Raw genomic sequence first — 22864 nt, 5'->3', positions numbered from 1 at the left:
CTGTTCGATAAGAGTTATGCCAACGCAGTTCAAGATATGTCGGCATACAGGTTGAGTTCTTGACAGTGCCACTCATTGATAGAGCTGCCCTCAATATATGCTACTTCTACGGGGCCGATTCCGCCTCGAACCTACTTTGTTGCGTCATCCAGGGACGCAGTGCCGGGGAACGGGGGAGGAGTCGGTGACGCGATGAGATGCCGCGCCACTGCGCCTACCGTTCTATTCCCTACGGCGAACATGCTTCCTCAAAATGTGCGATCAACAACGAGGTCGGTCGTTTGCGCGAAGCTAACAAGCTCCGCCAAAACGTCAACGCGTGGTTTCCCACCTGACACGCGTAGCAGCAATGCGTCAATTTGCGCGCGGTGCAGAGTTCCGCGACGAGGATTGAAGATCCCAATGTGCGACCATCGCATAGTTCCGGCGGCACTATCTAGTGCGAGGTACGTGATGAGCTGCCGCAAGTCCTTGCCGGATACCTTTCGCGTAGTGGTCTTGATTTCAATGAGCGTATCTTCGATGCCCAAATCACCCTCGGCCGCGCTTAAGAAGCCTGATCCCTGGAACTGAGGGCAAAATTCAGTGTGCGCATTGGCAGGGAAAGCGCGGTAGAGCGACACATAGTTTCTTACCAGCGCATACCCCTCATCGAGCTCCGTCTGCGACAGGGGGTGATTTTCGACGGGCGGCGTACCTTCGTACCGCCGAACGACTTCGAAAGCTCGTCGACTTGCCTCTGCCACAATATCGGGATCGTCGAGAAGAGACAAAGGATCACGGTTGCGTTTGTGTAGCAATTGGGATCCTCGAAAAGCGAACTCCGCAACAATGTCGGGTCTCGTTTCTGTGCCCATAGGAACGCCAGTGAGCACATTGCCGTTCTCATCAACCAGAACCTGTTCGTAAGCCTCATTAAAGAGGCCGACGAAGCGGGGCGTAAGCAGCGGCACCAACTCTTTCCAAAACGATGGAAAGGACCTTGCGAAGGCACGTTCCGAGATCATACAGGCACGCTTTTATTTGACTGAAATCGATCGGAATACCAGCTTTGAATCAAGTGCTCTGCATCGGACCAACCGCTCTTGACATGAGCGCGCCAATGCCTTCCTTCGTCGCCGAGGTGGTACGAGGCTATGATGAACGCGCGCCGTTCGAAGATTGACATCGCGCCATACTTCGTCTTCGCGTCGGAGAGCCAATAGTGGCACGACCACCTTGCCATCACTAAGATGACAAGCCGGCGAATCATTGGATTCGCACTGCTGTCAAAGACTCGGAGCAGGATTTCTTCCTTCTGTTGCGTCTGTTCGCCGGCCAACGTCTTGATGTAGTAGGAAAGATTAACCTCCACCGACAGCAGCGGCGATCGCTCTGTCCACAGTGCACAGAGGGCGTTGTCAATTTGAATCCGCGCTTCGGAGTTTGAAGCCAAATAGATCTCCCGTACAACGCGCATCACTGTAGTAAAAATCGGTGCGAGCGTCATGATGTTGTCGGGATCGAGCAGCATGGCGACAGCCAGCAGTTGTTGCCTCGGCTCCAGAACACTGATCGCCTGCACGGCGTGCTTGGCGACCGCGGAATCGATAGTGCTCTTAGCAATTTCGCGGCCAAGGATACCGATAATATCGATCTCCTGGATTGCGCCCTTTAGCTCCTCGTATTCGTCCTCAGCGTTGGGCGAATACGGGTCAAAACGCAGAGAGATGCTCAACAACTTCTGCTCTTCGGTGGCCAAGGCATTCGCCGCTTCAGCTGGGTCCAAGAGTTGCGCGGTCTCTCGGAACTCTTGCGCCGTCAAGATGCGCGTCTTCTTCTTTTGAAGAACTAGACCTTCGTTTGAGAGCTTCTCCGACAGAAACACTAGAGTCCGATAGGCTTCTGCCTTGTCGGTGCAGAAGATAGCGTAATCGTCCGCGTAGCGGCAAAAGCGCACTCCACGTCGGTCGAGGAGCTTGTCTACTCCATCGAGAGACAGTTCGGCGAGGAGGCGCGATGCAGGACCGCCAACTGGGAGGCCGTACGAAACGTTTTGGGAAAACTGCCCGAGCAGATCCATCAAGCGCTTAGGTTGGTCGCCCACTCCCGGAACACGCTTTAGCGCGTTCTCTATTCGATGGTGGTAAATCCTCGGATAAAAGTCGGAAATGTCGGTTTGCACCACCACAGGAAAGGATTCACTAAGTGCTATGCATTGTCGCCTGTAGTCGATCCAAGAACTATCCTTGAAGATTTTCGCTTCAGTGTCTTGCCAGTGAAAGCGATACGAAAAGATCGTGCCGGAAGCTTCCGGGAGCCGAACGGATTCGATTTTGTCCGCAATAGAAAGGACCAGTGACAAATAGTACGCGTTCCAAAATGGATCGATGAGCGTCGCCCAACGAAACCCAGTATAGCCGACCTGCGTGAGGCTTCTCATAGTCTGCGGCGGGTAGAGAGAGAGCCAGCGCTCTGGCTCTTCATGCATATCCCTTATAAGCTTGCTTGCCTCTGTAAGCCGATCACGAAACAAGAGATTCTCGAATGGATAGGAAAAAATGTCTGTATCACCGTATTGGGCGACGTTGCGCAGTGCGGCTATAATCGAAGTGTTAATATCCATCGGCTCCTCGAGATTTTGTTCTTTACATTCTGTAATTCTACCTCTAAGGCTTCCCGAGCATGGGACTTAAATTCGTTTTCTGGAAGCTGACACGATGATTCCCGGAACGGGTCTCGATCTACCCCACTAGACGGATGTGAGCAGATCGAGAATACGGATTTGACCACGGATCAGTGATAGCCGGAAGCGATTCGAGTCTCCGCCGTGCACGGAGCGTGGCTCTAGTTCTTTGTCCCCAATGACGTGCGCAGGTGGTGCAGGGTCCTCTGGGAATGAGGAGGCCCGTGAAGAGAGCGCGCCTGTAAATTCTTGAAGAGGTGCTCGTGGAGAGTCGTCCGGAATGAGTTTTTTGCAGGGCCTTCGCAATATGCGCAGATTGCCCGGCGTCGCGATCTTGTCGGGGATTGGCGAAATTGCCCAACGCGTCCTGCTGCTTGCGCTTGCCGCCGCCGAATTCCTCGGCGATCAGTTCGGGGACGACGGCCATATCTACCGACACCCATTCCGAATTGCCGGTGGTATCCCGCCTCGCTGCCGCACGGGTGTCGCGCATAAACAGCGCCCGAATAGGGCGCCTTAGACCCGCACGCCGCCCGAGCCTTTCAGCATTGACGATTCGATCGGGACATTGCGATATGGGCCAACTTGTCCCGCGACGTTGATCGTCGTGCCTGCCCACTTGGTGAAGCCAAGGCTGCCGCCCTTGAGAGCCGCGTAGCGGTGCGTCTCCAGGGTCGCCGCGGCCCTTTCCATGCCGGGGATCATTGAGGATGATTGCTACGGCGCGCAGTTGGGTTGCTGGCGCATAGCCTCGACCAATTGGGAGTGAGGCAGCTGATACAGCCGGGGGCGGTATGTTGGGGTGGCGCCGGAGAGGGAGGGAAGCGGTGAGGCGTTGTGTGTCGGCACGGCGCTCACCCCGTCCCCTCAATCAATCAACCTCCCCTCCGAATCAAAAAACGGATAAGCCGGCCCATGATCCCCAATCGGCGCCGCATGCGTAACCAACCCATGCACCGGATGCCACCAGTGCAATAAAAACCCCGGCGGTTCCATCCGAAAACGCGAGGGGGCCTGCGGGTCGAGATCCAGTGCCACCTGATGCGCCGGACCGGGCGCCGTAATGGCAATGGTGCCGCCAAAGCGCCGAGTGATATGCCGATGCAAATGACCGCACAGCACGCGCTCGATCTGCGGATGGCGCCGGACCACGGCCTCGAGCAGCGCGGCGTTCTCCAGGCCCTGCTGGTCCATATGGCCGATGCCCGTGTGGAAGGGCGGGTGATGCAGCATCAGCAGGGTAGGGCGTTCCGGGTCGACAGCCAGTGCGGCTTCGAGCCATGGCAGCTGGTCCGGGTCCACGCGTCCGCCGCTATGGCGCGGCACGGTGCAGTCGAAGGCGATCAGCGTCAACGGCCCCGCGTCGATGCGGTAGTGCACGGGCGCGTCGCCATCGCCCGCGGCGAACAGGTAGGCGTGATCGGGGAACACGCGGCGCAAGGCTTCCCGGCTGTCGTGGTTGCCGGGCATCAGCCGAACCGGTATGGGCAAGGTTTCGAGAATCTCCCGCAGGAAGCGATATTCGTCCTCACTGCCGAAGTCGACCAGGTCTCCGGTCACCACGGCAATGTCGGGGCGCTGGGGCAGCGCCAATAGCGTATCAATGCACTGGCGCAGCGCATCCGCGGTATCCACACGTCGGTAGGACAGCTTGCCGCCGGCCTTGATATGCAGGTCCGTGATGTGGGCGACAAGGTAGGGCGCGGCCTGGGAGGCGGCCTGGGAGGCGGGCTGGGAAGCGGTCTGCATCATGCGGCGCTCCGTGCGGCCTCAGCGGGCACCGTCACCAGATGGCTGGTATCGATACGCAGGCCAACGCGGTCGCCGGCCGCCCAGCGGTCGCGTCGCGGGGTATCGAGCACGATCGGGGCGGGGGCGCCCACATCGACCAACAGCCTGGTCGCATGCCCGAGGAAGAGGGCGGTGACGACGTTGCCGGTCACATGGACATCGTGCGCGCTGGGCGCGTCAGTCAGCGACACGTCTTCCGGCCGGAACATCAACTCGGCCTGCGCCACCTCGATGTGTTGCGCCTCACGAGGCAACGCGCCGCCCGGCACGCGCCATATGTGTTGATCCGCGGCGGCTGGCAATCGGTTCATGGTGCCGATGAAATCGGCTACGAACGAATTGGCGGGATACCGGTAAATCTCCTGCGGCGTACCGCTTTGCGCGATGCGTCCCTTGTCCATCACGATGATGCGATCGCCCAGCGCCATCGCTTCCGCCTGGTCGTGGGTGACATAGACCGTCGTAATGCGCAGGCTGCGCAGCAGGCGGTTGATGTCGGCGCGCAGTGCGTCGCGCAGCTTGGCGTCGAGCGCGGTCAGCGGTTCGTCCAGTAGCAAGACGCGCGGCTGCACGGCAATGGCGCGGGCCAGGGCCACGCGCTGGCGCTGGCCTCCGGACAGCTGGTCGACGCGCCGGTTGGCGAAGGCGGCCAGTTGCATCATGGCCAGCATGTCGTCGACGCGCCGGCGGCGGGTCTGCGCGTCGACCTTGCGCACGCGCAGGCCGTAGCCGATGTTCTCGGCCACCGTCATATTGGGGAACAGGGCGTAGTTCTGGAACACCATGCCGACGCCGCGCTGTTCGATCGGCAGGTGCGTGACCGCTGTGCCGCCGAACAGCACCTCGCCGCCCGTATCGGGAAACTCCAGGCCGGCGATCATGCGTAGCGTGGTGGTCTTGCCGCAGCCGGACGGGCCGAGCAGTACGACGGTTTCGCCCGCGCCGATGTCCAGATCCAGCGGTTCGAGCGCGCGCGTGCCGTCGGGGAACGTCTTGCCGCAGTGGCGCAGCGCGATGGTGGTGGGTTCATGCATGGCGGGGGGCCTCCGTCTGGGGCTGGGACTGCGGCGCGCTGTCCAGGCCGGCTGGGGTGTTTGGCGAAGTGGTGACCGTGCCGGCGAACGGCGTGGCGGTGTCCTCTACTGGATGTCGCTGGGCGCGCGCCCCGAGTGCGGACACCATCTGCATCACCACCAGCAGCGGAATGATCATCAGGAAGAACACGATGGTGTAGGCGGAGCCGATCTCCAGCCGCATCGAGGCATAGCTGTCGGCGAGGCCCACCGGCAGTGTCTGTGTGGTAGGCGTATGGAGCATCCAGGTCAGGTTGAATTCGCCGACCGACAGCGTCACGACCATCAGTGCACCAGCGAGAATCCCTTGCCGGCAATTGGGCAGCACCACGGTGAAGAATCGCTGCATGCGTGTGGCGCCGAGGCTGGCGGCGGCGTCTTCCAGCGTGCGGATGTCGATTGCCGACATGATGGCCAGTACCGAGCGGACCATGAACGGCAGCGTGAACAGGACATGCCCGATCAGGATGAAGACCCAGCTGGTGCGCAGCCATGGCAGGCCGCCATACAGCAGGATCAGGCCGAGTGCCGTCGCGAGGCCGGGGATCGCCACCGGCAACATCAGCAACTCTTCGATCAGCCGCGTCACGCGGCTGCGGCGCAGCGCCATGTAGTAGGCGGCCGGAACGCCGAGCACCAACGTGCAGGCGAGGCACGCCAGGGCAATCCACAGCGACAGGAAGATGGTGTTGCGGTACAGGCCCCAGACCTCCTCGACCCATCGCGTGGTCAGGCCGCTCTCCAGCCCGACAAAGATATTGTTGGTCAGGCCGGCCAGCACGGACAGCGCGACGGGCACGGTCATGAATGCGCAAACGGCGAGCGTCAGTGCCAGCTGCGCCCAATACGCGGCGCCACGACGGTTGGTCTTCATGCTCGCGCTCCTACGCGGTAGCGGCAACCGCGTTGCCGGACAGATGACGAGCCACCGCCAGCAGCGCCCAGGTCACGGCACCGAGCAGGATCGATAGCGCGGCGGCCATGCCGAAGTTGGCGTAGTTGGTGAACTCGTTGTAGATGGTCAGCGGTAGCACGTCGAGCTGCGTGGCCAGCGTGAACGCCGTGCCGAATGCGCCCATGCTGGTGGCAAAGCAGATCGCGCCGCTGGAGATCAGGGCCGGCATCAGTGCCGGCAGCATGACGTCGCGCACCACGCGCCAGCGGCCGGCGCCCAGCGAGCGGGCCGCTTCCTCGAGGGAGGTGTCGAGCTTCTCGACCGCGGCCATCACGGTCAGGATCACGCGCGGAATGGAGAAATACAGGTAGCCGACGAACAGTCCCGCCATGCCATAGGCGAAGGTCCAGCGCTCGCCGGCGAGCAGATCGCCCACCGACGCGAGCAGACCATTGCGGCCGCCCAGCATGATCACCATGAAGCCGATCACGACGCCGGGGAAGGCCAGCGGAAAGGTCAGCATGGCAACCAGTACCGACTTGCCCGGGACCGGATGGCGCTGCAGGAAGGTTCCTGCCACGCCGGCGATCGCCAGCGTGACCAGCGTCACCGACGCCGACAGCAGCACCGTGGACAGCAGGCTGTGCAGATAGCGCGGGCTGGACAGCACGGTCCAGTAGACCCCGGCGCCGTCGTCGCCCGCTACGCTGACCGCCAGCAGCTTGGCCATCGGCAGGCAGAAGAACGCCAGGAAAACGATCAGCGCCGGCAGCGCGAAGACGATCAGCGTGCGGGCGGATGGGGCAGTGGTGCGACGGCGCATTAGGTTCTCCAACGGGAAGGAGCCAGCCGGGGCGACTCGCGCCCCGGGACCGGCATCAGCATCAGCGCACTTCCTTCAGGTACTGGTCGCTGAAGGCCTTCTGCACCTCCGCCATCTTGCCGTAGTCGATGGTCTTGGCGCGAGCGTAGTCCGAAGCCGGCAGGAAGCGGGCCTCGACCTCCTTGGACACCGCCTTGGCGCGTACCGGGCGCAGATAGGCGTTGGCCCACAGCGCCTGGCCGGCGTCGGACAGCACGAAGTCCAGCACCTTGCGGGCTTCGGCCGGATGCGGCGCCTTGTTGACCATGCTCATCACGTAGGGCACCACCAGCGTGCCTTCCTTGGGAATCACGAACGCGACATTGGCGCGGTCCTTGTAGCGGGCGCGATAGGCGTTGAAGTCGTAGTCCAGCAGGATCGGAATTTCACCGGACAGCACGCGCGCGTACGCGGTCTGCTTCGGCACGATCGGCTGGTTCTTCTGCAGGTCCTTGAAGAACTTCAGCGCCGGGCCGAAATTGTCGAGCGAACCGCCCAGGGCTTGGTTGATCGCCACCGCGCCCACATAGCCGACGAAGGCGCTGGCCGGGTCGAGATAGCCGACCATGCCCTTGTACTCCGGCTTCTGCAGGTCAGCCCACGATTGCGGCACCGGTTTGCCGCGCAGCGCGTCGACATTGACCATCAGGCCCAGCGTGCCGGAATGGATCGCGAACCAGTTGCCCTGCGGGTCCTTCAGGCCGTCCGGGATGTCATTCCAGTTGGCGGGCTTGTAGGGCGCGGTCACGCCTTCCTTCTGCGCCTGGATGCCGAACGTCACGCCGTAATAGACGACGTCGGCTACCGGATTGGCCTTTTCCGCGACGATCTGGGCCAGCGACTGGCCCGAGTTCTTGTTGTCGTGCGGCACCGTGACGCCGGTCTTTTCCTTGATCGCGCGGATCTGCGCGGCCCAGTCCGCCCATTCCGGCGGGCAGTTGTAGCAGATCGCGGTTTGCGCGGCCGCGGCGTGGCTGAATACGACCGCGCCGATCGTGGGCAGCACCCAGCGCAGGTGGAGCAGCCAGGACGAAGTCGATTGCATGATGCACTCCTTTTCTAGAGACGACGGTGGGGGAATACGACAAAAGACGGCGGAAAGCGATGCGAGTGAAGGCGGCTGGTCAGGCCTGCGTCAGGCGCTAAGGCGGTGGTCCGACGCTGGCGCCTGCGCGTATCGAATGCGGCAGCAGCGTTGCGCGTGGCAAGGCACGGTCGGACGCGGCTTCGGCACCTGCGGAATTCAGCCGAGCCAGCAGGCACGCCAGCGCGCGGGCACCGATCTCGTTGTTGGGCTGCACGACCGTGGACAGCGGCGGCTCCAGCAGCTGGCCGAGTTCGATGCCGTCGTAGCCGAGCACGGAAATATCGCCGGGCACCGACAGTCCCAGGCGCTTCAGAATCGAAATCACGCCGATCGCCAGCATGTCGTTGGTACAAAACAGCGCCGTGGGGCCGCGCGGCGCCGTGACCAGGCGCCGGATGTGCTCGGCCTCCTCCGGCGTATGCGTGGGCGTGTGGGCCGGCAGCGACAGCGGCGGCAGCGGTTCCAGGCCATGCGCGCGCATCGCGTCCTGATATCCCGCATGGCGTTGCTTGGCGCGGTCCGACGCGGCGAAGGCGCCCGATACCACCGCGATGCGCCGATGGCCGGCGGCGATCAGCGTCTCGACACCGGCGCGTGCGCTGACGCGGTTGTCCACCGACACCGAATAGTGTTTGCCGCGGCGCGTGCCCTGGTTGTACGCGAGCACATAGGGCACGCGTTCGGCATCGAGCTGGTCCAGCACCGTGCTGCGGGCGGCATCGGCGACCGTCAGCACCATGCCGTCGACCCGATGGCGCAGCAGATATTCGATCCGCTCGCGTTCGCGCTCCGGGTCGTAGCGGCTGGTCACCAGCATCAGCGAATAGCCTTGCGCAAGGGCCGCCTCTTCGATGCCGCGCCAGCATTCGGCAAAGACAGCGTTCTCCATCGTCGGCAGCATCACGCCGACGATGCGCGTGCGCTGGGCCCGCAGCTTGGCGCCCAGCAGGTTGGGGCGGAAGCCAAGCTCGCCCGCCGCCCGCAACACGCGCTCGGCGGTGTCCTGGCGGACCATCTCCGGATTGCTGAACACGCGCGACGCCGTTGCCAGCGACACGCTCGCCGCCTTCGCAACGTTCATCAGCGTCGCGCCATTGGACGGGGCGGACGCTGTCGCGAGGGGCGTGGCTTTACGGATCATTCGGCGGGAACCGGGACGAGGGCGGGAGGGATCGGGTGAAATGAAAACGTTTTCATTTAAGCCGCAAAAAAAACGGTGTCAAGGACAACCGGTGGTGCGGTGCGCCGCAAAAAAGCCGGCACGGTCATACGGTCGGCAACGGGGGCCGAATGGAGGCGATTGTGCGTGGCGCAAATGACAGCAGGATGAAACCTCGGCGGAAGGGCGCGGCGGGAAGACGTCCAGGGCCGCCGCCGGCCCTCACATCCCTTCAGATCAATTGGCGCCGCCACGCAGCAGGCAGCCGTCGAGCACGGGCGTGGTATCCACGAAGCCCGCACCGGTGCATTCCACCGCCACCTTCTGCCCGCGCCGAACCATCGTGGCGCGCGCCTCGACTTCGCAGACGGGCCGCGCAGCCCCGCAGTTCTGCCGCTCCAGCAGGTTCGCGCGTACCGACTGACCCGGGTCGTCGGTGCGGATTTGCAGATAGACCTGCGTTTCGCCCTCGCGCCGAATACCGCTGGCCACGCCCTCGACGATGAAGTACGCCCCGCGATAACGCCGATCAGCGCTGTCGCGATCCGCGCGATAGTCCTGCAGGATCGCGGCCGCCTGGTACACCGGCAGGCGGTCCGTGGATCGCGTGGGGTCGATGCTGTACGGTTCAAGCGTGCCGCCGCGGTAAATGCCGCCCGCCGCGCTCGCTGATTGGACTTGCGACGCGTCCAAAACCGGAGAGGGAGCGGTGTCGTCGGTGTGGTTCTGGTCGTTGCCAACCAGCCAAAGCATGGCGAGCACCGCCATTAGGACCAGGGCAATGGCGATTTGTCGGGTCTTGTCGGTCATTGAGGAATGGGGAGTGAAAGGGCCGGCCCCCTCGCGGGGCGCGGCATGCGGGATGCAGCCGAGGGCGACAGTCTAGTCGTCTTTCCTTTCAAGTCCGGCTTCGCGGTCTTGCCGGCACCCGGACGCCAAACAAAAAAGCCCGAGCATCCTCACGCTCGGGCTTCCTTCAGCGCGTAAAAGGCTTACCCCTTCGCCAACTTCACCGAAGTCGCATCCCCCGTGATATAGCCGACGGCAGCGCCAAAGCGGTCCTTGTAGTTGGCCCGAACCAACGGATCCAGCGTCGGCTTGACGATGTCATGCAGCGGCGATTCCCAATCGCCCGGATGCTGGAACGAACTCATGACGTAGGTCCAGCCATTGATTTCGTCCACCGCATGCAGCCCGGTCGATTCCGCGCCGGCGGGCGTCGACAATACGCGCGACAGCTTCTTCGTATCGACGTTGTAAGCCCACAGGAAGTTGTTGACGTGGGTATTGCTGTCCTCGCCGATAAACAGCGTGCGCAGCTTTTCCGAGTACTTCAGGTTGTCCGGCGTCGCGATCTTGTCCGGATTGGCGAAGTTGCCCAGCGCGTCCTGCTGCTTGAGCTTGCCGCCGCCGAAATCTTCGGCGATCAGTTCGGGGACGGCGGCCATATCGACTGGCACCCATTCGCTGTTGATCGGCGCGCCGGTGGTATCCGTCTGGCCGCCGCGCAGGTTCTGCGCGTAGACCGCTCCCGAGTAGGGGCCTTCGACCTTGACGCCGCCCGAGCCGTTCAGCATCGAGGATTCGATGCGCGACATCGCGATATAGGCCACCTTGTCGCGCGCGTTGATGGTCGTGCCTTCCCACTTGGTGAAGCCGAGGCTGCCGCCCTTGAGCGCCGCGTAGCGGTGCGTCTCGAGGAAGGCCGCGGCCTTTTCCATGCCGGGCATCAGCTTGACCCACTGGAAGCCGCCATTGAACGGGATGCGGGTATAGCTGGCATCGCCCGGATCGGTGGTCTTGACGTCGAAGATGTCGGTGGCCTTGATGCCGCCGCGGACCAGCGCGCGGATTTCGTCGCTGGTGGCGTGGCCCAGCGGAATCCAGCTCAACGTGGCCGAGCCCGGGCCGGTGCCCGACATCTGGTTCCATTTGCCGACGTACAGCGTGCCCGACGACAGGTCTCGCGCGCGGTCGGCGATGAACAGGAAGGCGCCGCCGTTGGTGGCATCGTCGCCCATCAGCACGGTGCGCTCATCGGGCGCGACGCAGACCAGTTCGTGCGAGATGCGGCCCAGGCAGTAGTGCTTGACGATCGAGCCGGTGCCATCCGGATTGACCGTGACCTCCGGCAGATGGCCGTAGTCGTACGGCGAAGCGGCAGTCGGGTCGCCAAACGTGAAAGTGCTGAAGCGCTGGAATTGCGTGTTCGACGCGATGGTGAAGGCGTCGGGCTCGTATTCCTCGCTCGACAAGTGCGTATTCCACGGCGACAGGCTGGCGCCGCAGGTAATCCACAGCCCGCGGGCCGCCGAGGTATCGACGTTGTGGTACTTGACCAGCGTCAGCTTGCCGATGGCCGGGTCCTGGTCCAGCGTCAGGATCGCGATCGGCGAAGGCAGCATGCCGTAGGTCGAGGCGCCGGCCTGGTCACGCGTGGTGTATTCGAACTGCACCACGGCGAACACCGGCTTGCCCTTGACGCCGGGCACGTTGGCGTCGGCCAGCGTCAGCAGCGAGCTACCGTCGACGCAATCGGAGAAGAACTGGCGCTCGCTGCCGGGCACCGAGCGGTCGACGATCGGCTGGTTGTGGATGTCGAAGTAGCCGCCGGCCACCACGGTGCCGCCTTTGCCGTCGGGCACGGTATCACCGGTGATGAAGAAGGGCTGATAGGCGAGCTTGTAGGTCTGGCTGCTGCCGTCGCTGAACGAGACTTTCAGTTCCGAGCCCACCGTGGTGGTGGCCATCGCGGCCGGTGCGGCCAGGGTCGGCGCCGCCATGCCGATGAACTCGGCAGTGGTGAAGGTGGCGGCCGGCGTGCCGGGGTTCGGCGCGGTGTCCGCGTCGTCGTCGCCGCCGCAGCCGGCCAGCAGCGCGGCCGAAGCCGAGCCCAGCGGCAGCATCGGCGAGGTGGCAAGGAATTTGAGGAGGGTGCGGCGGGAGGGATTCGGTGTTGGCTTCATGTTGTTGAAAGCAATCTGAAAGTTCGACGCTGCAAACGACGATGCCCGGCACCCGCCGGGCATCGAGGGGGGGCCGCTCTGGGGAGCGCAGACAGGATGGTAGGCAGCGTCGATGACAGTTTTTTGACAGCGCCGGCGGATGCGATTCGGCCCTTGCAGCGGGCACACCCCGCGCAAATCGCTCAGCGCGCGTTGACGTCGCGTTCGATCGCCCGTGCCGTGACCAGCAGCTGCGGCAGCAATTGCCGCAGCGTTTCCTCGACCGTCCAGCGCGAGGTCGACACCGCGATGTTCACCGCGCCGATCGGTTCGCGCTGCCGGTTCAGGATCGCCTTGGCGATCGAGATATCGCCGATGAAGGACTCCTGGTCGTTCAGCGCATAACCGCGTTTGCGCGCGGTCTGCAGCGCCGTGCGCAGGTCGGACAGCTCGGTGCGCGTGTGCGGCGTCATCGCGCGGCGGGACACGCGCGCCAGCAGGCGCATCGCGTCGTCGATGTCCATTTCCGCGAGGATCGCGCGGCCGGCCGCGGAGCAGTGGACCGGCAGACGCGAGCCGACGTGCAGGTCGACGCTGACAGCACGAAAGCCGGGAAAGCGCACCACATAGACGATCTCGTCGCCTTCCATCTCCATCAGGTTGACGGTCTCGGCGGTGCGGCGATTCAGGTCTTCGAGATGGGGCAGGGCGCGGTCGCGCAGGGAGTCGCTGGACAGCATCGCGTGGCTCAGGTGCAGCACCTTGCCGGACAGCGTAAACGCGCGGGTTTTCGGGTCCTGGCGCAGATAGCCGAGCGCGGCCAGCGTATGGGTGATGCGTTGCAGCGCACTGCGGCTCAGCGACGCGTGTTGGCAGAGCTCGGTCAGGCCGACCGGGCGGCCGATGTCGGCCAGGCGCTCGAGCACTTCGAAGGCCTTGCCGATCGACGCGATAAAGAGCGGATTGGCGGAGCGGCTGTCGTCGCCCCGCTCATCGCCTCGCTGATTGCTGCGCTGATCGCGATGCCTGCTACCGCCGTTCGCCCCCACGCTCCGGGCCTTCGATCCCCGTACTGCCTTCGCCGTCCCCATTTCCCGATTCTCCCGCCCTGATTCGCCACAGGTATCGCATACCGATATCTGCTATTGCGCCCGCGATAGTGAGCCACTTACATTCGAAGCCGTCAAGACATCCACCCATCCACCGATTTCCATGGAACATCAGAACACGCCGATCCCACCGTCCCGCCCGCCACGCGTTGCCGTGGTGGGTGCCGGCATCGTCGGGTCGGCGATCGCATACGAGCTGCAGAAGCGCGGGGCCGACGTCACGCTGATCGATCGGGACGAGCCCGGACAGGCCTGCAGCTATGGCAATTCCGGCGCCATCAGCCCGGGCTCCGTTGCGCCGCTAGCGATGCCCGGCGTACTGGCCTCGTTGCCGAAGATGCTGCTGGACGATCGCAGTCCGCTGTATCTGCCGCTGTCCTATCTGCCGCGGGCCTTGCCCTGGCTGCTGCGCTTCATTGCGTCGGCCTCGCCGCACCGCGTCGAGCAGGCGGCCGAGCGGCTGCATGCCATCCACGTCAACGCGGTGCAGCGGCATCGGCAGCTGACGCAGGAGATCGGCGCGCCCGAGCTGCTGATGCAGCGCGGCCATCTGCATCTGTATCCCGATGCCGGGGCGCTGGAGAAGGACGCCACCTCTTGGCGCATGCGCAAGGAATTCGGCTACGACGTCGAGACGCTGGATCGCGCCGGCATCGAGGCGCTGGAGCCCAATGTCGGCAAGCGTTATCAGATCGGCGTCTTTCTGCAGGATCACGCGACCATCGTCAATCCGGGGCGCTACGTGCAGGCCATCGTGCGGGCGTTCGAGCAACGCGGCGGACAGCGGCGCAGGACCGAGGTTCGCGCGCTGCGGCGCGCGGACTTCGCGGGCCGGCCGCGCTGGTGTGTGGTGGAGGCCGACGGCCGCACGGACCAGTGCTTTGACGAGATCGTGGTGGCCGCCGGCGCGTGGTCACGCCGGTTGACGGCACCGCTGGGGCTGGATATTCCGCTGGAGAGCCAGCGCGGCTATCACGTGCAATTCCGCGATGCCGGGCGGACCGTAACGCGCACGGTGGTGCTGGCGGACCGCAAGGTCTTCGTCACGCCGATGGAGGAGGGGCTGCGCGTCGGCGGCACGGTGGAGATCGGCGGGCTGTCGCGGCCGCCCGATATGCGCCGCGCGGCAATGCTCGAGCGGATCGCGCGGGAAACCTTTGACGGGCTGGACGATCCGTCGCCGAGCCGATGGATGGGGCACCGGCCCTGCATGCCGGATTCGGTGCCGATCGTCGGACCGGCCGATGGCCATCCGGGGCTGTGGCTCGCCGTTGGGCACGGGCATCTGGGCGTCACCGATTCGGTCAATACCGCGTATCGGATTGCGGATCGGATGTTGGGAGCGGGGGGCGAAGCAGAAAGTCACTGGGTCCCCGCGTGCGCGGGGACGACGGATTCCGCCGTCAACGCATCGTTCCGTCGCCCCCGCGAAGGCGGGGGGCCAGCGGCTTGATTGCCAAGCGAATGTGGGGCCGAAGCGGAAAGTCACTGGGTCCCCGCGTTCGCGGGGACGACGGATTCCGCCGTCGACGCATCGTTCCGTCGCCCCCGCGAAGGCGGGGGCCCAGCGGCTTGATTGCCAATCGAATGTTGGGTGGCGAAGCAGAAAGTCACTGGGTCCCCGCGTTCGCGGGGACGACGGATTCCGCCGTCGACGCATCGTTCCGTCGCCCCCGCGAAGGCGGGGGCCCAGCGGTTTGATTGCCAATCGAATGTTGGGTGGCGAAGCAGAAAGTCACTGGGTCCCCGCGTGCGCGGGGACGACGGATTTCGCCGTCGACGCATCGTTCCGTCGCCCCCGCGAAGGCGGGGGCCCAGCGGCTTGATTGCCAATCGAATGTTCGGGGCGAAGCGGAAAGTCACTGGGTCCCCGCGTGCGCGGGGACGACGGATTCCGCCGTCGACGCATCGTTCCGTCGCCCCCGCGAAGGCGGGGGCCCAGCGGTTTGATTGCCAAGCGAATGTTGGGGCCGAAGCGGAAAGTCACTGGGTCCCCGCGTTCGCGGGGACGACGGATTCCGCCGTCGACGCATCGTTCCGTCGCCCCCGCGAAAGCGGGGGCCCGGCGGTTTGATTGCCAAGCGAATGTTGGGGCCGAAGCGGGAAGTCACTGGGTCCCCGCGTGCGCGGGGACGGCGGATTCGAACGCCGGGAAATCGGCTGTCGCCTGTGGCGGGGGCGACGGGCCGGCGATCTGAAGGCTCAACCCCAGCGGCGCACGCGGCCGGTGTCGATGTGGATGAAGTTCTCGCTGCGGTAGAAGCCGACGCCGCCGGCCTGCAGCGACACGGCCGCGTCGCGCAGATCGTCGAGCGGCACGCCGGGCAGGCGGATGTCGATCGCCTTGCCGTCCATGTGCAGGCTGTGCTTGGCCACGCCGCCGCCGCGCGTCTTGCGCAGGCGCGAGTTGGTATGGGGGCTGCGATAGCCGGAGATGACCTGGAACGGGTTGTCGCTGCCCAGCACCGTGCGCAGCTGGTACAGCACGCCGAACAGCTCGGGATCGATCGTGCCGACGTCGCCCGAATAGTGGTCGCGCAGGAAGCGGTTGAGCTTCAGGTGGGCCTGCGGCAGGACCTGTTCGCCCATCGCGTAGACCAGCGACAGATGCTCGCCGGTATGGGTGTGGTCGAAGGCCAGCGCGCGGGCGCCCGGCACATTGGCCAGCGCCAGCCTGGGCGCCAGGGCCGTCAGGCCGGCGCTCAGCGCCAGGCCGCCGGTACGTTGCAGGAAGCGGCGCCGTGCCGGATCACGTGAATACGTCATGATGTGATGTTCTAGCTTGCTTGGCTCGAGGTTGGCTCGAAGTTGCTTGTCTCAGGAAGGTGGGGCGCTGGCCGCGCGATTGGCCGGCGGCGTGGCCCTGACGGCTGGCGTATGTGCGGCTCGGCGGGCGGCGCGCTGCTGCAGCGCCTGGCCGAGCACTTTATCTTGGCCGTAAATGTCAGCGAGGAAGTATACCCGTCCATCGGCTCTTGCGATGGCCGTGCCATAAGCCAACGTTACGGGCAAGGGATTGATCAGCGAGACGGTGCTGGCCTTGCCGGCGCCCATCGCCTGCCGGATTCGCTCCTCGGTCCACTCCGGCATGTCCTTGAGCACGAACCTGGCGAGCGCCACCGGATCTTCGACGCGGATGCAGCCGTGGCTCAGGTCGCGCCGGCCGCGCTTGAACAGCTGCGGCGCCGGCGTGTGGTGCAGATAGATGGCCTGGTTGTTCGGGAACACGAACTTGATGTCGCCGAGCGCATTCAGCGGGCCCGGCCGCTGGCGGATGCGCATCTGCCCGTCCATCACCGCCTGCATATTGGCGCTGTTCAGCTGCTTGATGACCTCGTTGCCGGCCACGAATTCGAAGCCCTGCCGGTTGAAGTAGGCCGGATCGCGCTGCAGCCGCGGAATGATTTCCTTGGTCGCGATCGAGCGCGGCACGTTCCAGTACGGGCTGAACTCGATATAGCGCATGTCCTCCTTGAACAGCGGCGTGCGCGTGTCGAGGGCCTTGCCGACGATGACCTTCATCTCCAGCCGGATATCGAGCTTGCCCTCGTGGAACTCGTAGGCGCGCAGCATGAACTCGGGGATATTGACGACGATCATGCGTGAGCCTTCCGCCAGCGGGGTCCAGCGCAGGCGCTCCATCGTCAGCACGATCTGCCGCACGCGCGCCGACGGCGGCGTATTGAGCTGGGCCAGCGTGGCCGGGCCGATCACGCCGTCCGCTTCGAGGCCGTGACGGGTCTGGAACGACTTGACCGCGGCGACGAGCGGCCCGGTATAGGTGGCAGGCACCGGCGTGCCCGCCGGCAGATCGCCGAGCGCGGTCAGGCGCTGGGCCATCGCCGGCAGCCCGTCATAGGGTTTGCCCTCGGTCAGCTTGCGCTCGGGCAACGGCGGCAGCGGGGACTTCCAGTAGGGCTGCGTGGCCAGCGCGCGGTAGCGGGCCAGCGCATCGCGCAAGGTGCCATACAGCGGAAACGACGGCGCCGCTTCGCGGATCGCGGCCGGCAGGCGGTTCGCCGCTACCGCCGCGCGCAGATAGGCGTCCGGATCGAACGGCTTTTCCTCGGCGATATTGAAGTTGGCCTGGACTTTGCGCGGGTCAATGCGGCCACGGTGCAAATCGGACAGATAGCGCTGCATCGCGCCGGTCAGCGCACCGTCGAGGCGATCGGCGGCCTCGGGCGGCAGCGCCGGTCCATTGGCGGCCTTGGCGACGGCGTCGCGCAGCATGTTGGCGTCGTAGTCCTCGGCATCGAGGCCGTCGGCCGGTGCGTTGGCCAACGCGGCGACTGCCTGCTGCGCGGCGGCGGTCGGCTTGCCGTTGGCGAACCACAGGGGCTGGGCAAGGGTGCTGGTCGCGAAGCCGCTCAGCAGGGCGGTCAGCAGCACCATCGGCAAGGCAGTCAGTGCGCGGCCGAGCCAGCTTCGGCGGTGTGCACGGGGAACGGGGAGGGACGATTGCAGGTCGTTCGGATGGGGCGTTGCGGCAAAAGTCATCGGCGATCCGGAAGGGCGTATCAGTCCGTATGCTAGCCCAGGATGCCGGCAGGCAAGGAATCGTGCACAATGCGCGTTCCCGCTGACGAGGCCTTGCCCGATGAAACGATTGCTGATGATGTTGCCGCTGGTCCTTGCCTCGGTGCTTGCGCTTGGCGGCTGCGGCGTGCTTGCCGCCCCGTGCCGGGTCGCGTCCGCGGGCCTGAAGATCGTGCCGGTGATCGGCGATGTGGCCGCGCTGCCGACCGATGCCTGTGCCGAGGTGATCGACTGAGGTGGCGGTCAAAGCCGTCGCGGCTGCAACGGCCTACCGGTACGACAGCACCAGCCCCTGGATCAGCTGCGTCCAGCCCTCGAGCATCACGAACAGCAGCAGTTTGAACGGCACCGAGATCGTGGTCGGCGCGATCATCGACATGCCCAGCGCCAGCAGGATCGCGGCGACGATCAGGTCGACCACCACGAAGACCAGATAGATGATGAAGCCGATCTGGAACGCGCGCGTCAGCTCCGACAGCGTGAAGCTCGGGATCAGCACCATCATGTCGTCCGGCTGCAGATCGTCGGCACGGCCCTCGGGCCAGATCCGCTTGGCCGACTGCACGAAGAAGGTGCGGTTACGTTCCTCGGTGTGCTTGATCAGAAATTCCTTCAGCGGCCCGCTGACCGAGTCGTAGACGGTCACCACATCCCCCACGTTGAACGGCGCATTGCTCTGCGCGCGCCGCTCGATCGCGTCGAAGGCGTCGGCGCCGATCGGCGCCATGATGTAGGCGGTCAGGATGATCGCGATGCCGTTCAGCACCATATTGGGCGGCACCTGCTGCAGCCCCAGCGCCGCGCGCAGCAACCCGAACACGATCACCAGCTTGGTATAGCTGGTCACCATCAGGGCGACGAACGGCGCAATGCCGAACGCCAGGATGACGGTGAGGATCAGTACCGGGTTGTACAGATTCCCGCTCATGCGTCGCCCGCGGCGAAGCTCGACACGCGCACGCCGAGCCGGTTGCCCACCGCGATCAGCGTGCCGGTGCCCAGGATGCGGCCGCCGGCGACGATGCGCACCTCGCTCTGTTTCAGCGGCTGGGGCAGCTCGAATACATAGCCGGGCCGCACCTCGCGCAGGTCGGCCAGCGCGAGCGAGACATCGCCGACCTCGAAGCGCAGCGACACCTCCAGCTCTTCCAGCCGATCGAGCGCGGCCGGCGCGGCGTCCGGATGCGGCAATTCACGCTGCCCGTTGTTGCGGTCTTCCATGCTGTCTCCATGAGCCGACGGCGCGGCGGGGGCGCCGGTCGGGCGTTGAATCGTGATGCGGCGCCCCTCGGCCAGCGCGGGCCAGCCCAGTCCCGCTGCACCGGTGGTGCAATGGACGGCCAGCGCGCCGCCATGCGTCTGCCACTGTTCGATGCCGACGATGTCGCCGGGACGGATGTCGCGCATCTCGCCGACCGCGATGGCGGTGGTGCCGATGCGCACGGCCAGCGGCACCCGCAATTGCGCCAGCCACGGCGGCAGCCCGGCATCGGGCGCGCGCTGCAGCACCGGCAGCGCGGCGAGGCGCTCGGGCTCGTCCAGTTGCAGGGTCGCGTGCAGCGTCTCGCTGGCGGTCGCGGCACCACCGCCATCGCCGCCATCGCCGCCATCGGCGATCCGTCGCAGCGTCAGCGCGAAGCAGGGCGCGCCGGAGCGCGGGCCGGCGCCATTCCCTTGCCAGGCGAACGGCTGCCGCGATGCCGCGGCCACCGCCTCTGCGACCTGGGCCAGCGCATCGGCCATCAACGCTTGCCGCAGCAGGGCCGGCAAGGTCTCCGCTGCGCCGTCCACGCCTAGCAGGCGGCGTTCGCTCGGGACATCGAACAGCAGCTGCCCGCGCGTTTCGCCGAGCGTGAAGGCGTAGGCGTTGACGTGGGCCGAGCTTGATGAGGGGCTCTGCTGCGGCTCGAAACGCAGCAGCCAGTCGGCGCCCGCCGCGCGCAGCCGCAACGGCGCGGTCCGGCACAGCAGGCGATTGGACAGCGCCGCGATATCGGCTTCGACGTGCGGCAGCTCGGGCGCGGCGTCCAGCTCACGGATCGCAGCCTCGCCGGATCCCGGGCGATGCAGCCGAACGCGCGCACGCGCCGGTCCCCCGCGGCCCGCTGACAAGGGGCCGGCCGACGCTGGGGGTTCGCTGAGCGCAACGGATGACGTCATGGATGGCAGAGGCATGGCAAGGCCCGCCGGCGGCGAAAAAGCCCGCAGCGGCCTCAGCCGGTGACCGAAATAAGAGGTACGCAAATGCACGCAAATGCCGCAACGGGGGCCGCAACTGCGCATAGATGCGCGACGGGAGAACGATACGGAAGCAGGTGCAGCCCCGTCCACTACGAGCCTTGGTAGGGACCCTCGCCGGGACGCCTTCGGCAGCCCCGCTGCTACGAATCCTCGGTATTGGTCGCGTGGCGCAGCCGCCATACACTGCGCTCACCGTTCGCCAGGGGGCGCCGCGGCGGCATGGCTCGGCTTGGCCGTGGCTTCGGCGTCAGGGTGGCCCGCCCGGTGTGAACGGCCAATCGAAGCATCGCCGCGGGCCACAAGCCCATAAGCAACCCGGAAGCAGCCCAAAAGCAGCCCAAAAGCAGCCCACATATCGCGTCATGGCAAAACTGTCGGGATTCACCAAGGGGATCGGCCCCACGCCGGGCCTGCAGCAGATGGCTGCGGCGGCCTCGCGCCAGTCCGACATCGCGCTGACGCTGCTGCTGTTCGCGGTGATCGCGTTGTTCGTGCTGCCGCTGCCGACCTTCCTGCTGGACCTGATGCTGACGATCAATCTGGGCATCAGCCTGACGCTGCTGATCGTCGCCACCTATATTCCGTCGGCGCTGTCGCTGTCGACGTTTCCCTCGCTGCTGCTGTTCACCACGCTGCTGCGGCTCTCGCTCAATATCGCGTCGACCAAGCTGATCCTGTTGCATGCCAACGCGGGCCACATCATCGAGACGTTCGGCAAGCTGATCGTCGGCAACAACGTCGTGGTCGGCGGCGTGGTGTTCCTGATCATCGCGATCGTGCAGTTCATCGTGATCGCCAAGGGTTCGGAGCGCGTGGCCGAGGTCGGCGCCCGTTTTGCGCTGGACGCGATGCCCGGCAAGCAGATGAGCATCGACGCCGATGTCCGTGCCGGCACCATCAGCGCCGCCCAGGCACAGGAGCGGCGCCGCGAGCTGGAGCAGGAATGCCAGCTGCACGGCGCGATGGACGGTGCGATGAAGTTCGTCAAGGGCGATGCGATCGCGGGGGTCGTCATTGCGCTGGTCAATATCCTGGCCGGCATCACGATCGGCACGCTGATGAAGGACATGAGCATCGGCGACGCGCTGCAGCGCTACGCGATCCTGACCATCGGCGACGGCATGGTCTCGCAGATCCCGTCGCTGCTGGTGTCGATCGCCGCCGGCGTGGTGATCACCCGTGTGTCGTCGGACGACAGCGACAGCCGCGCCGCCAACCTCGGCACCGTGATCGGCCGCCAGCTGCTGGCCCAGCCGAAGGCGCTGCTGGTGTCGGGCGTGGCGATCGCCGTGTTCCTGGTGGTGCCCGGCTTCCCCAAATGGACGTTCGCCTCGATGGCGCTGGTGGTGGCCGGCTGCGGCTACTGGCTGATGCGGCGGGGCCAGCGTACCGCCGGCACGGTCACCTGGATCGAGATGCCGGACGAGCGCAAGTCGGACGACACGCGCTCGGCCGTGGCGCCCGCGCTGGCGCTCGACCTGGACCCGACGCTGCGCGATCGCCTGGACATGCGCCAGTTCGAGCAGCGCATGACGATCGCCAAGGGGCAGGTCGAGTCGGACCTGGGCATGGTCTTCCCGCGGCTGCGCATCGAATACCGCCCGCTGGGCGAGCCCGACGCCTACGCAATCCGCGTGCAGGACGTGGTGGCCTCGCGCGGCGCGCTGCGGCCCGGCATGGAGCTGGTCGAACCGGGCTCGCGCGCACTGGTGGACCAGGGCCGCGCCGTGGTCGGCGCGCCGTTCGGGCCGTTCGCCGAGGCGGTATGGATTCCGCAGGACAAGCCGACCGGCCGCGCCGGCCGCGAAGCCATCGGCGACGCGCGGGCCCCGGGGGCGCCGCGCACGCTGTCGTGCGAGGAAGTGCTGGCCGTCCATGTCGGCGCGGTGATCAAGCAGCATGCCGCGCCGCTGCTCGGCATCCAGGACGTGCAGGAGATGATGCACGTGGTGCAGGCCGAGGCGCCGGACCTGGTGATGGAGCTGGCCCGTGTGGTGCCGCTGCAGCGCGTCACCGAGGTGCTGCGCCGCCTGCTGCAGGAAGACGTGCCGATCCGCAACCTGCGCACGATCTTCGAGAGCCTGGTGACCTGGGCACCCAAGGAAACCGATGCGATCGCGCTGACCGAACTGGTCCGCGTCGATCTGGGCCGGCTGATCACCAGCCGCCATGTCGGCGGCGAACGCGCGATCGACGCGGTGCTGTTCGAGCCCGCGCTGGAGCAGCGCGTGCAGGGCGCGATCGAGAAGGCCGCGCGCGGCAACCTGCTGCTGCTGAGCCACGACGTCACCCGCGAGATCCGCGAGCAGCTGCGCCAGCTGCTGGAAAAGGCCAACGCCGCGCGCGTGGTGGTGGTCGTCAGCGTCGACGTGCGCCGCTACATCAAGCGGCTGATCGAGCCGGTGGCGCCGCGCCTGCCGGTGCTGTCCTACCAGGAAGTCGACGAGGACGTGCGGCTGGTGCCGGTCGGCTGGATCCGCAATCCCGAGGTCGAGTGA

The 22864-nt window shown here is 65.5% G+C and carries 19 protein-coding genes; 3 read left to right on the top strand and 16 right to left on the bottom strand.

Annotated features, from left to right (window positions below; genetic code table 11):
• Positions 1–248: 248 nt before the first annotated feature.
• The 12 genes from LRR16_RS15285 to LRR16_RS15230 form a co-directional block, all read right to left on the bottom strand.
• On the bottom strand, positions 249–953 hold the full coding sequence (locus LRR16_RS15285; protein WP_232206399.1) for a hypothetical protein: 705 nt from the start codon (positions 951–953) through the stop codon (positions 249–251).
• A 50-nt stretch (positions 954–1003) separates the two neighbouring features.
• Positions 1004–2605, bottom strand: coding sequence for an RNA-directed DNA polymerase (locus LRR16_RS15280; protein WP_232206398.1), 1602 nt, complete (start codon positions 2603–2605; stop codon positions 1004–1006).
• 576 nt (positions 2606–3181) lie between these two features.
• Complete coding sequence (locus LRR16_RS15275; RefSeq protein WP_232206397.1) at positions 3182–3370, bottom strand: hypothetical protein; 189 nt, start codon at positions 3368–3370, stop codon at positions 3182–3184.
• Between the two features lie 162 nt (positions 3371–3532).
• Positions 3533–4417 carry a phosphodiesterase gene (locus tag LRR16_RS15270; RefSeq protein WP_232206396.1) on the bottom strand — a complete coding sequence of 295 codons (885 nt, stop codon included), beginning with the start codon at positions 4415–4417 and terminating at the stop codon, positions 3533–3535.
• Positions 4414–5490, bottom strand: coding sequence for an ABC transporter ATP-binding protein (locus LRR16_RS15265; RefSeq protein WP_232206395.1), 1077 nt, complete (start codon positions 5488–5490; stop codon positions 4414–4416). Before LRR16_RS15265 ends, LRR16_RS15270 begins: the two co-directional genes overlap by 4 nt.
• Complete coding sequence (locus LRR16_RS15260; RefSeq protein WP_232206394.1) at positions 5483–6403, bottom strand: ABC transporter permease; 921 nt, start codon at positions 6401–6403, stop codon at positions 5483–5485. Before LRR16_RS15260 ends, LRR16_RS15265 begins: the two co-directional genes overlap by 8 nt.
• Positions 6404–6413: 10 nt before the next feature.
• Positions 6414–7247 carry an ABC transporter permease gene (locus LRR16_RS15255; RefSeq protein ID WP_232206393.1) on the bottom strand — a complete coding sequence of 278 codons (834 nt, stop codon included), beginning with the start codon at positions 7245–7247 and terminating at the stop codon, positions 6414–6416.
• Positions 7248–7308: 61 nt separating this feature from the next.
• Entirely contained in the window at positions 7309–8331 is a 1023-nt protein-coding gene (locus LRR16_RS15250; protein WP_232206392.1) for an ABC transporter substrate-binding protein, read from the bottom strand.
• A gap of 97 nt (positions 8332–8428) precedes the next feature.
• Positions 8429–9514, bottom strand: a complete 1086-nt coding sequence (locus LRR16_RS15245) for a LacI family DNA-binding transcriptional regulator (RefSeq protein ID WP_370646821.1) — start codon at positions 9512–9514, stop codon at positions 8429–8431.
• A 255-nt stretch (positions 9515–9769) separates the two neighbouring features.
• Positions 9770–10342 carry an OB-fold putative lipoprotein gene (locus tag LRR16_RS15240; protein ID WP_232206390.1) on the bottom strand — a complete coding sequence of 191 codons (573 nt, stop codon included), beginning with the start codon at positions 10340–10342 and terminating at the stop codon, positions 9770–9772.
• A 182-nt stretch (positions 10343–10524) separates the two neighbouring features.
• Positions 10525–12498 (bottom strand): PhoX family phosphatase, encoded by a 1974-nt coding sequence (locus LRR16_RS15235; protein WP_232206389.1) that lies wholly within the window; start codon positions 12496–12498, stop codon positions 10525–10527.
• 182 nt (positions 12499–12680) lie between these two features.
• Entirely contained in the window at positions 12681–13526 is an 846-nt protein-coding gene (locus LRR16_RS15230; RefSeq protein ID WP_232206388.1) for an IclR family transcriptional regulator, read from the bottom strand.
• Between the two features lie 163 nt (positions 13527–13689).
• Between LRR16_RS15230 and LRR16_RS15225 the strand changes: the two genes are divergently transcribed.
• On the top strand, positions 13690–15039 hold the full coding sequence (locus LRR16_RS15225) for an FAD-binding oxidoreductase (RefSeq protein WP_232206387.1): 1350 nt from the start codon (positions 13690–13692) through the stop codon (positions 15037–15039).
• Positions 15040–15788: 749 nt separating this feature from the next.
• Here LRR16_RS15225 and LRR16_RS15220 read toward each other — a convergent pair.
• Both LRR16_RS15220 and LRR16_RS15215 read right to left on the bottom strand, forming a co-directional pair.
• Positions 15789–16352, bottom strand: a complete 564-nt coding sequence (locus LRR16_RS15220; RefSeq protein WP_174780308.1) for a DUF882 domain-containing protein — start codon at positions 16350–16352, stop codon at positions 15789–15791.
• 51 nt (positions 16353–16403) lie between these two features.
• Positions 16404–17981 carry a murein L,D-transpeptidase gene (locus LRR16_RS15215; RefSeq protein WP_232206488.1) on the bottom strand — a complete coding sequence of 526 codons (1578 nt, stop codon included), beginning with the start codon at positions 17979–17981 and terminating at the stop codon, positions 16404–16406.
• Between the two features lie 220 nt (positions 17982–18201).
• On the opposite strand from LRR16_RS15215, the gene LRR16_RS15210 reads away from it, so the two are divergent.
• Positions 18202–18360, top strand: coding sequence for a DUF6726 family protein (locus tag LRR16_RS15210; protein ID WP_006576044.1), 159 nt, complete (start codon positions 18202–18204; stop codon positions 18358–18360).
• A gap of 33 nt (positions 18361–18393) precedes the next feature.
• On the opposite strand, the gene sctR is transcribed toward LRR16_RS15210, so the two are convergent.
• Together sctR and sctQ are read right to left on the bottom strand one after the other, a co-directional pair.
• The gene (gene sctR / locus LRR16_RS15205; protein ID WP_006576043.1) at positions 18394–19053 is read right to left on the bottom strand and encodes a type III secretion system export apparatus subunit SctR; all 660 of its coding nucleotides are present in this window, start codon (positions 19051–19053) and stop codon (positions 18394–18396) included.
• A complete protein-coding gene (gene sctQ / locus LRR16_RS15200; RefSeq protein ID WP_232206386.1) occupies positions 19050–20285 on the bottom strand; it encodes a type III secretion system cytoplasmic ring protein SctQ in 1236 nt (411 codons plus the stop codon). Before sctQ ends, sctR begins: the two co-directional genes overlap by 4 nt.
• A gap of 443 nt (positions 20286–20728) precedes the next feature.
• Here sctQ and sctV point away from each other — a divergent pair, with 443 nt between their 5' ends.
• Positions 20729–22864 carry a type III secretion system export apparatus subunit SctV gene (sctV, locus tag LRR16_RS15195; protein ID WP_043442842.1) on the top strand — a complete coding sequence of 712 codons (2136 nt, stop codon included), beginning with the start codon at positions 20729–20731 and terminating at the stop codon, positions 22862–22864.

Origin of the sequence: Cupriavidus sp. UGS-1, assembly GCF_021213615.1 — a bacterium.
Lineage (GTDB): Bacteria > Pseudomonadota > Gammaproteobacteria > Burkholderiales > Burkholderiaceae > Cupriavidus.
Note: the sequence above shows the minus strand (reverse complement) of the source record. Positions and strands in the feature narration are given on the sequence as shown.

Coding starts and splice junctions, on each gene's coding strand:
- LRR16_RS15220 (WP_174780308.1), bottom strand. CDS start 16,352: ATGACGTATTCACGTGATCCGGCACGGCGCCGCTTCCTGCAACGTACC.
- LRR16_RS15260 (WP_232206394.1), bottom strand. CDS start 6,403: ATGAAGACCAACCGTCGTGGCGCCGCGTATTGGGCGCAGCTGGCACTG.
- LRR16_RS15250 (WP_232206392.1), bottom strand. CDS start 8,331: ATGCAATCGACTTCGTCCTGGCTGCTCCACCTGCGCTGGGTGCTGCCC.
- LRR16_RS15275 (WP_232206397.1), bottom strand. CDS start 3,370: ATGATCCCCGGCATGGAAAGGGCCGCGGCGACCCTGGAGACGCACCGC.
- LRR16_RS15265 (WP_232206395.1), bottom strand. CDS start 5,490: ATGCATGAACCCACCACCATCGCGCTGCGCCACTGCGGCAAGACGTTC.
- LRR16_RS15280 (WP_232206398.1), bottom strand. CDS start 2,605: ATGGATATTAACACTTCGATTATAGCCGCACTGCGCAACGTCGCCCAA.
- LRR16_RS15210 (WP_006576044.1), top strand. CDS start 18,202: ATGATGTTGCCGCTGGTCCTTGCCTCGGTGCTTGCGCTTGGCGGCTGC.
- LRR16_RS15255 (WP_232206393.1), bottom strand. CDS start 7,247: ATGCGCCGTCGCACCACTGCCCCATCCGCCCGCACGCTGATCGTCTTC.
- sctR (WP_006576043.1), bottom strand. CDS start 19,053: ATGAGCGGGAATCTGTACAACCCGGTACTGATCCTCACCGTCATCCTG.
- LRR16_RS15235 (WP_232206389.1), bottom strand. CDS start 12,498: ATGAAGCCAACACCGAATCCCTCCCGCCGCACCCTCCTCAAATTCCTT.
- LRR16_RS15215 (WP_232206488.1), bottom strand. CDS start 17,981: ATGGTGCTGCTGACCGCCCTGCTGAGCGGCTTCGCGACCAGCACCCTT.
- LRR16_RS15245 (WP_370646821.1), bottom strand. CDS start 9,514: ATGATCCGTAAAGCCACGCCCCTCGCGACAGCGTCCGCCCCGTCCAAT.
- LRR16_RS15270 (WP_232206396.1), bottom strand. CDS start 4,417: ATGATGCAGACCGCTTCCCAGCCCGCCTCCCAGGCCGCCTCCCAGGCC.
- sctQ (WP_232206386.1), bottom strand. CDS start 20,285: ATGACGTCATCCGTTGCGCTCAGCGAACCCCCAGCGTCGGCCGGCCCC.
- LRR16_RS15225 (WP_232206387.1), top strand. CDS start 13,690: ATGGAACATCAGAACACGCCGATCCCACCGTCCCGCCCGCCACGCGTT.
- sctV (WP_043442842.1), top strand. CDS start 20,729: ATGGCAAAACTGTCGGGATTCACCAAGGGGATCGGCCCCACGCCGGGC.
- LRR16_RS15240 (WP_232206390.1), bottom strand. CDS start 10,342: ATGACCGACAAGACCCGACAAATCGCCATTGCCCTGGTCCTAATGGCG.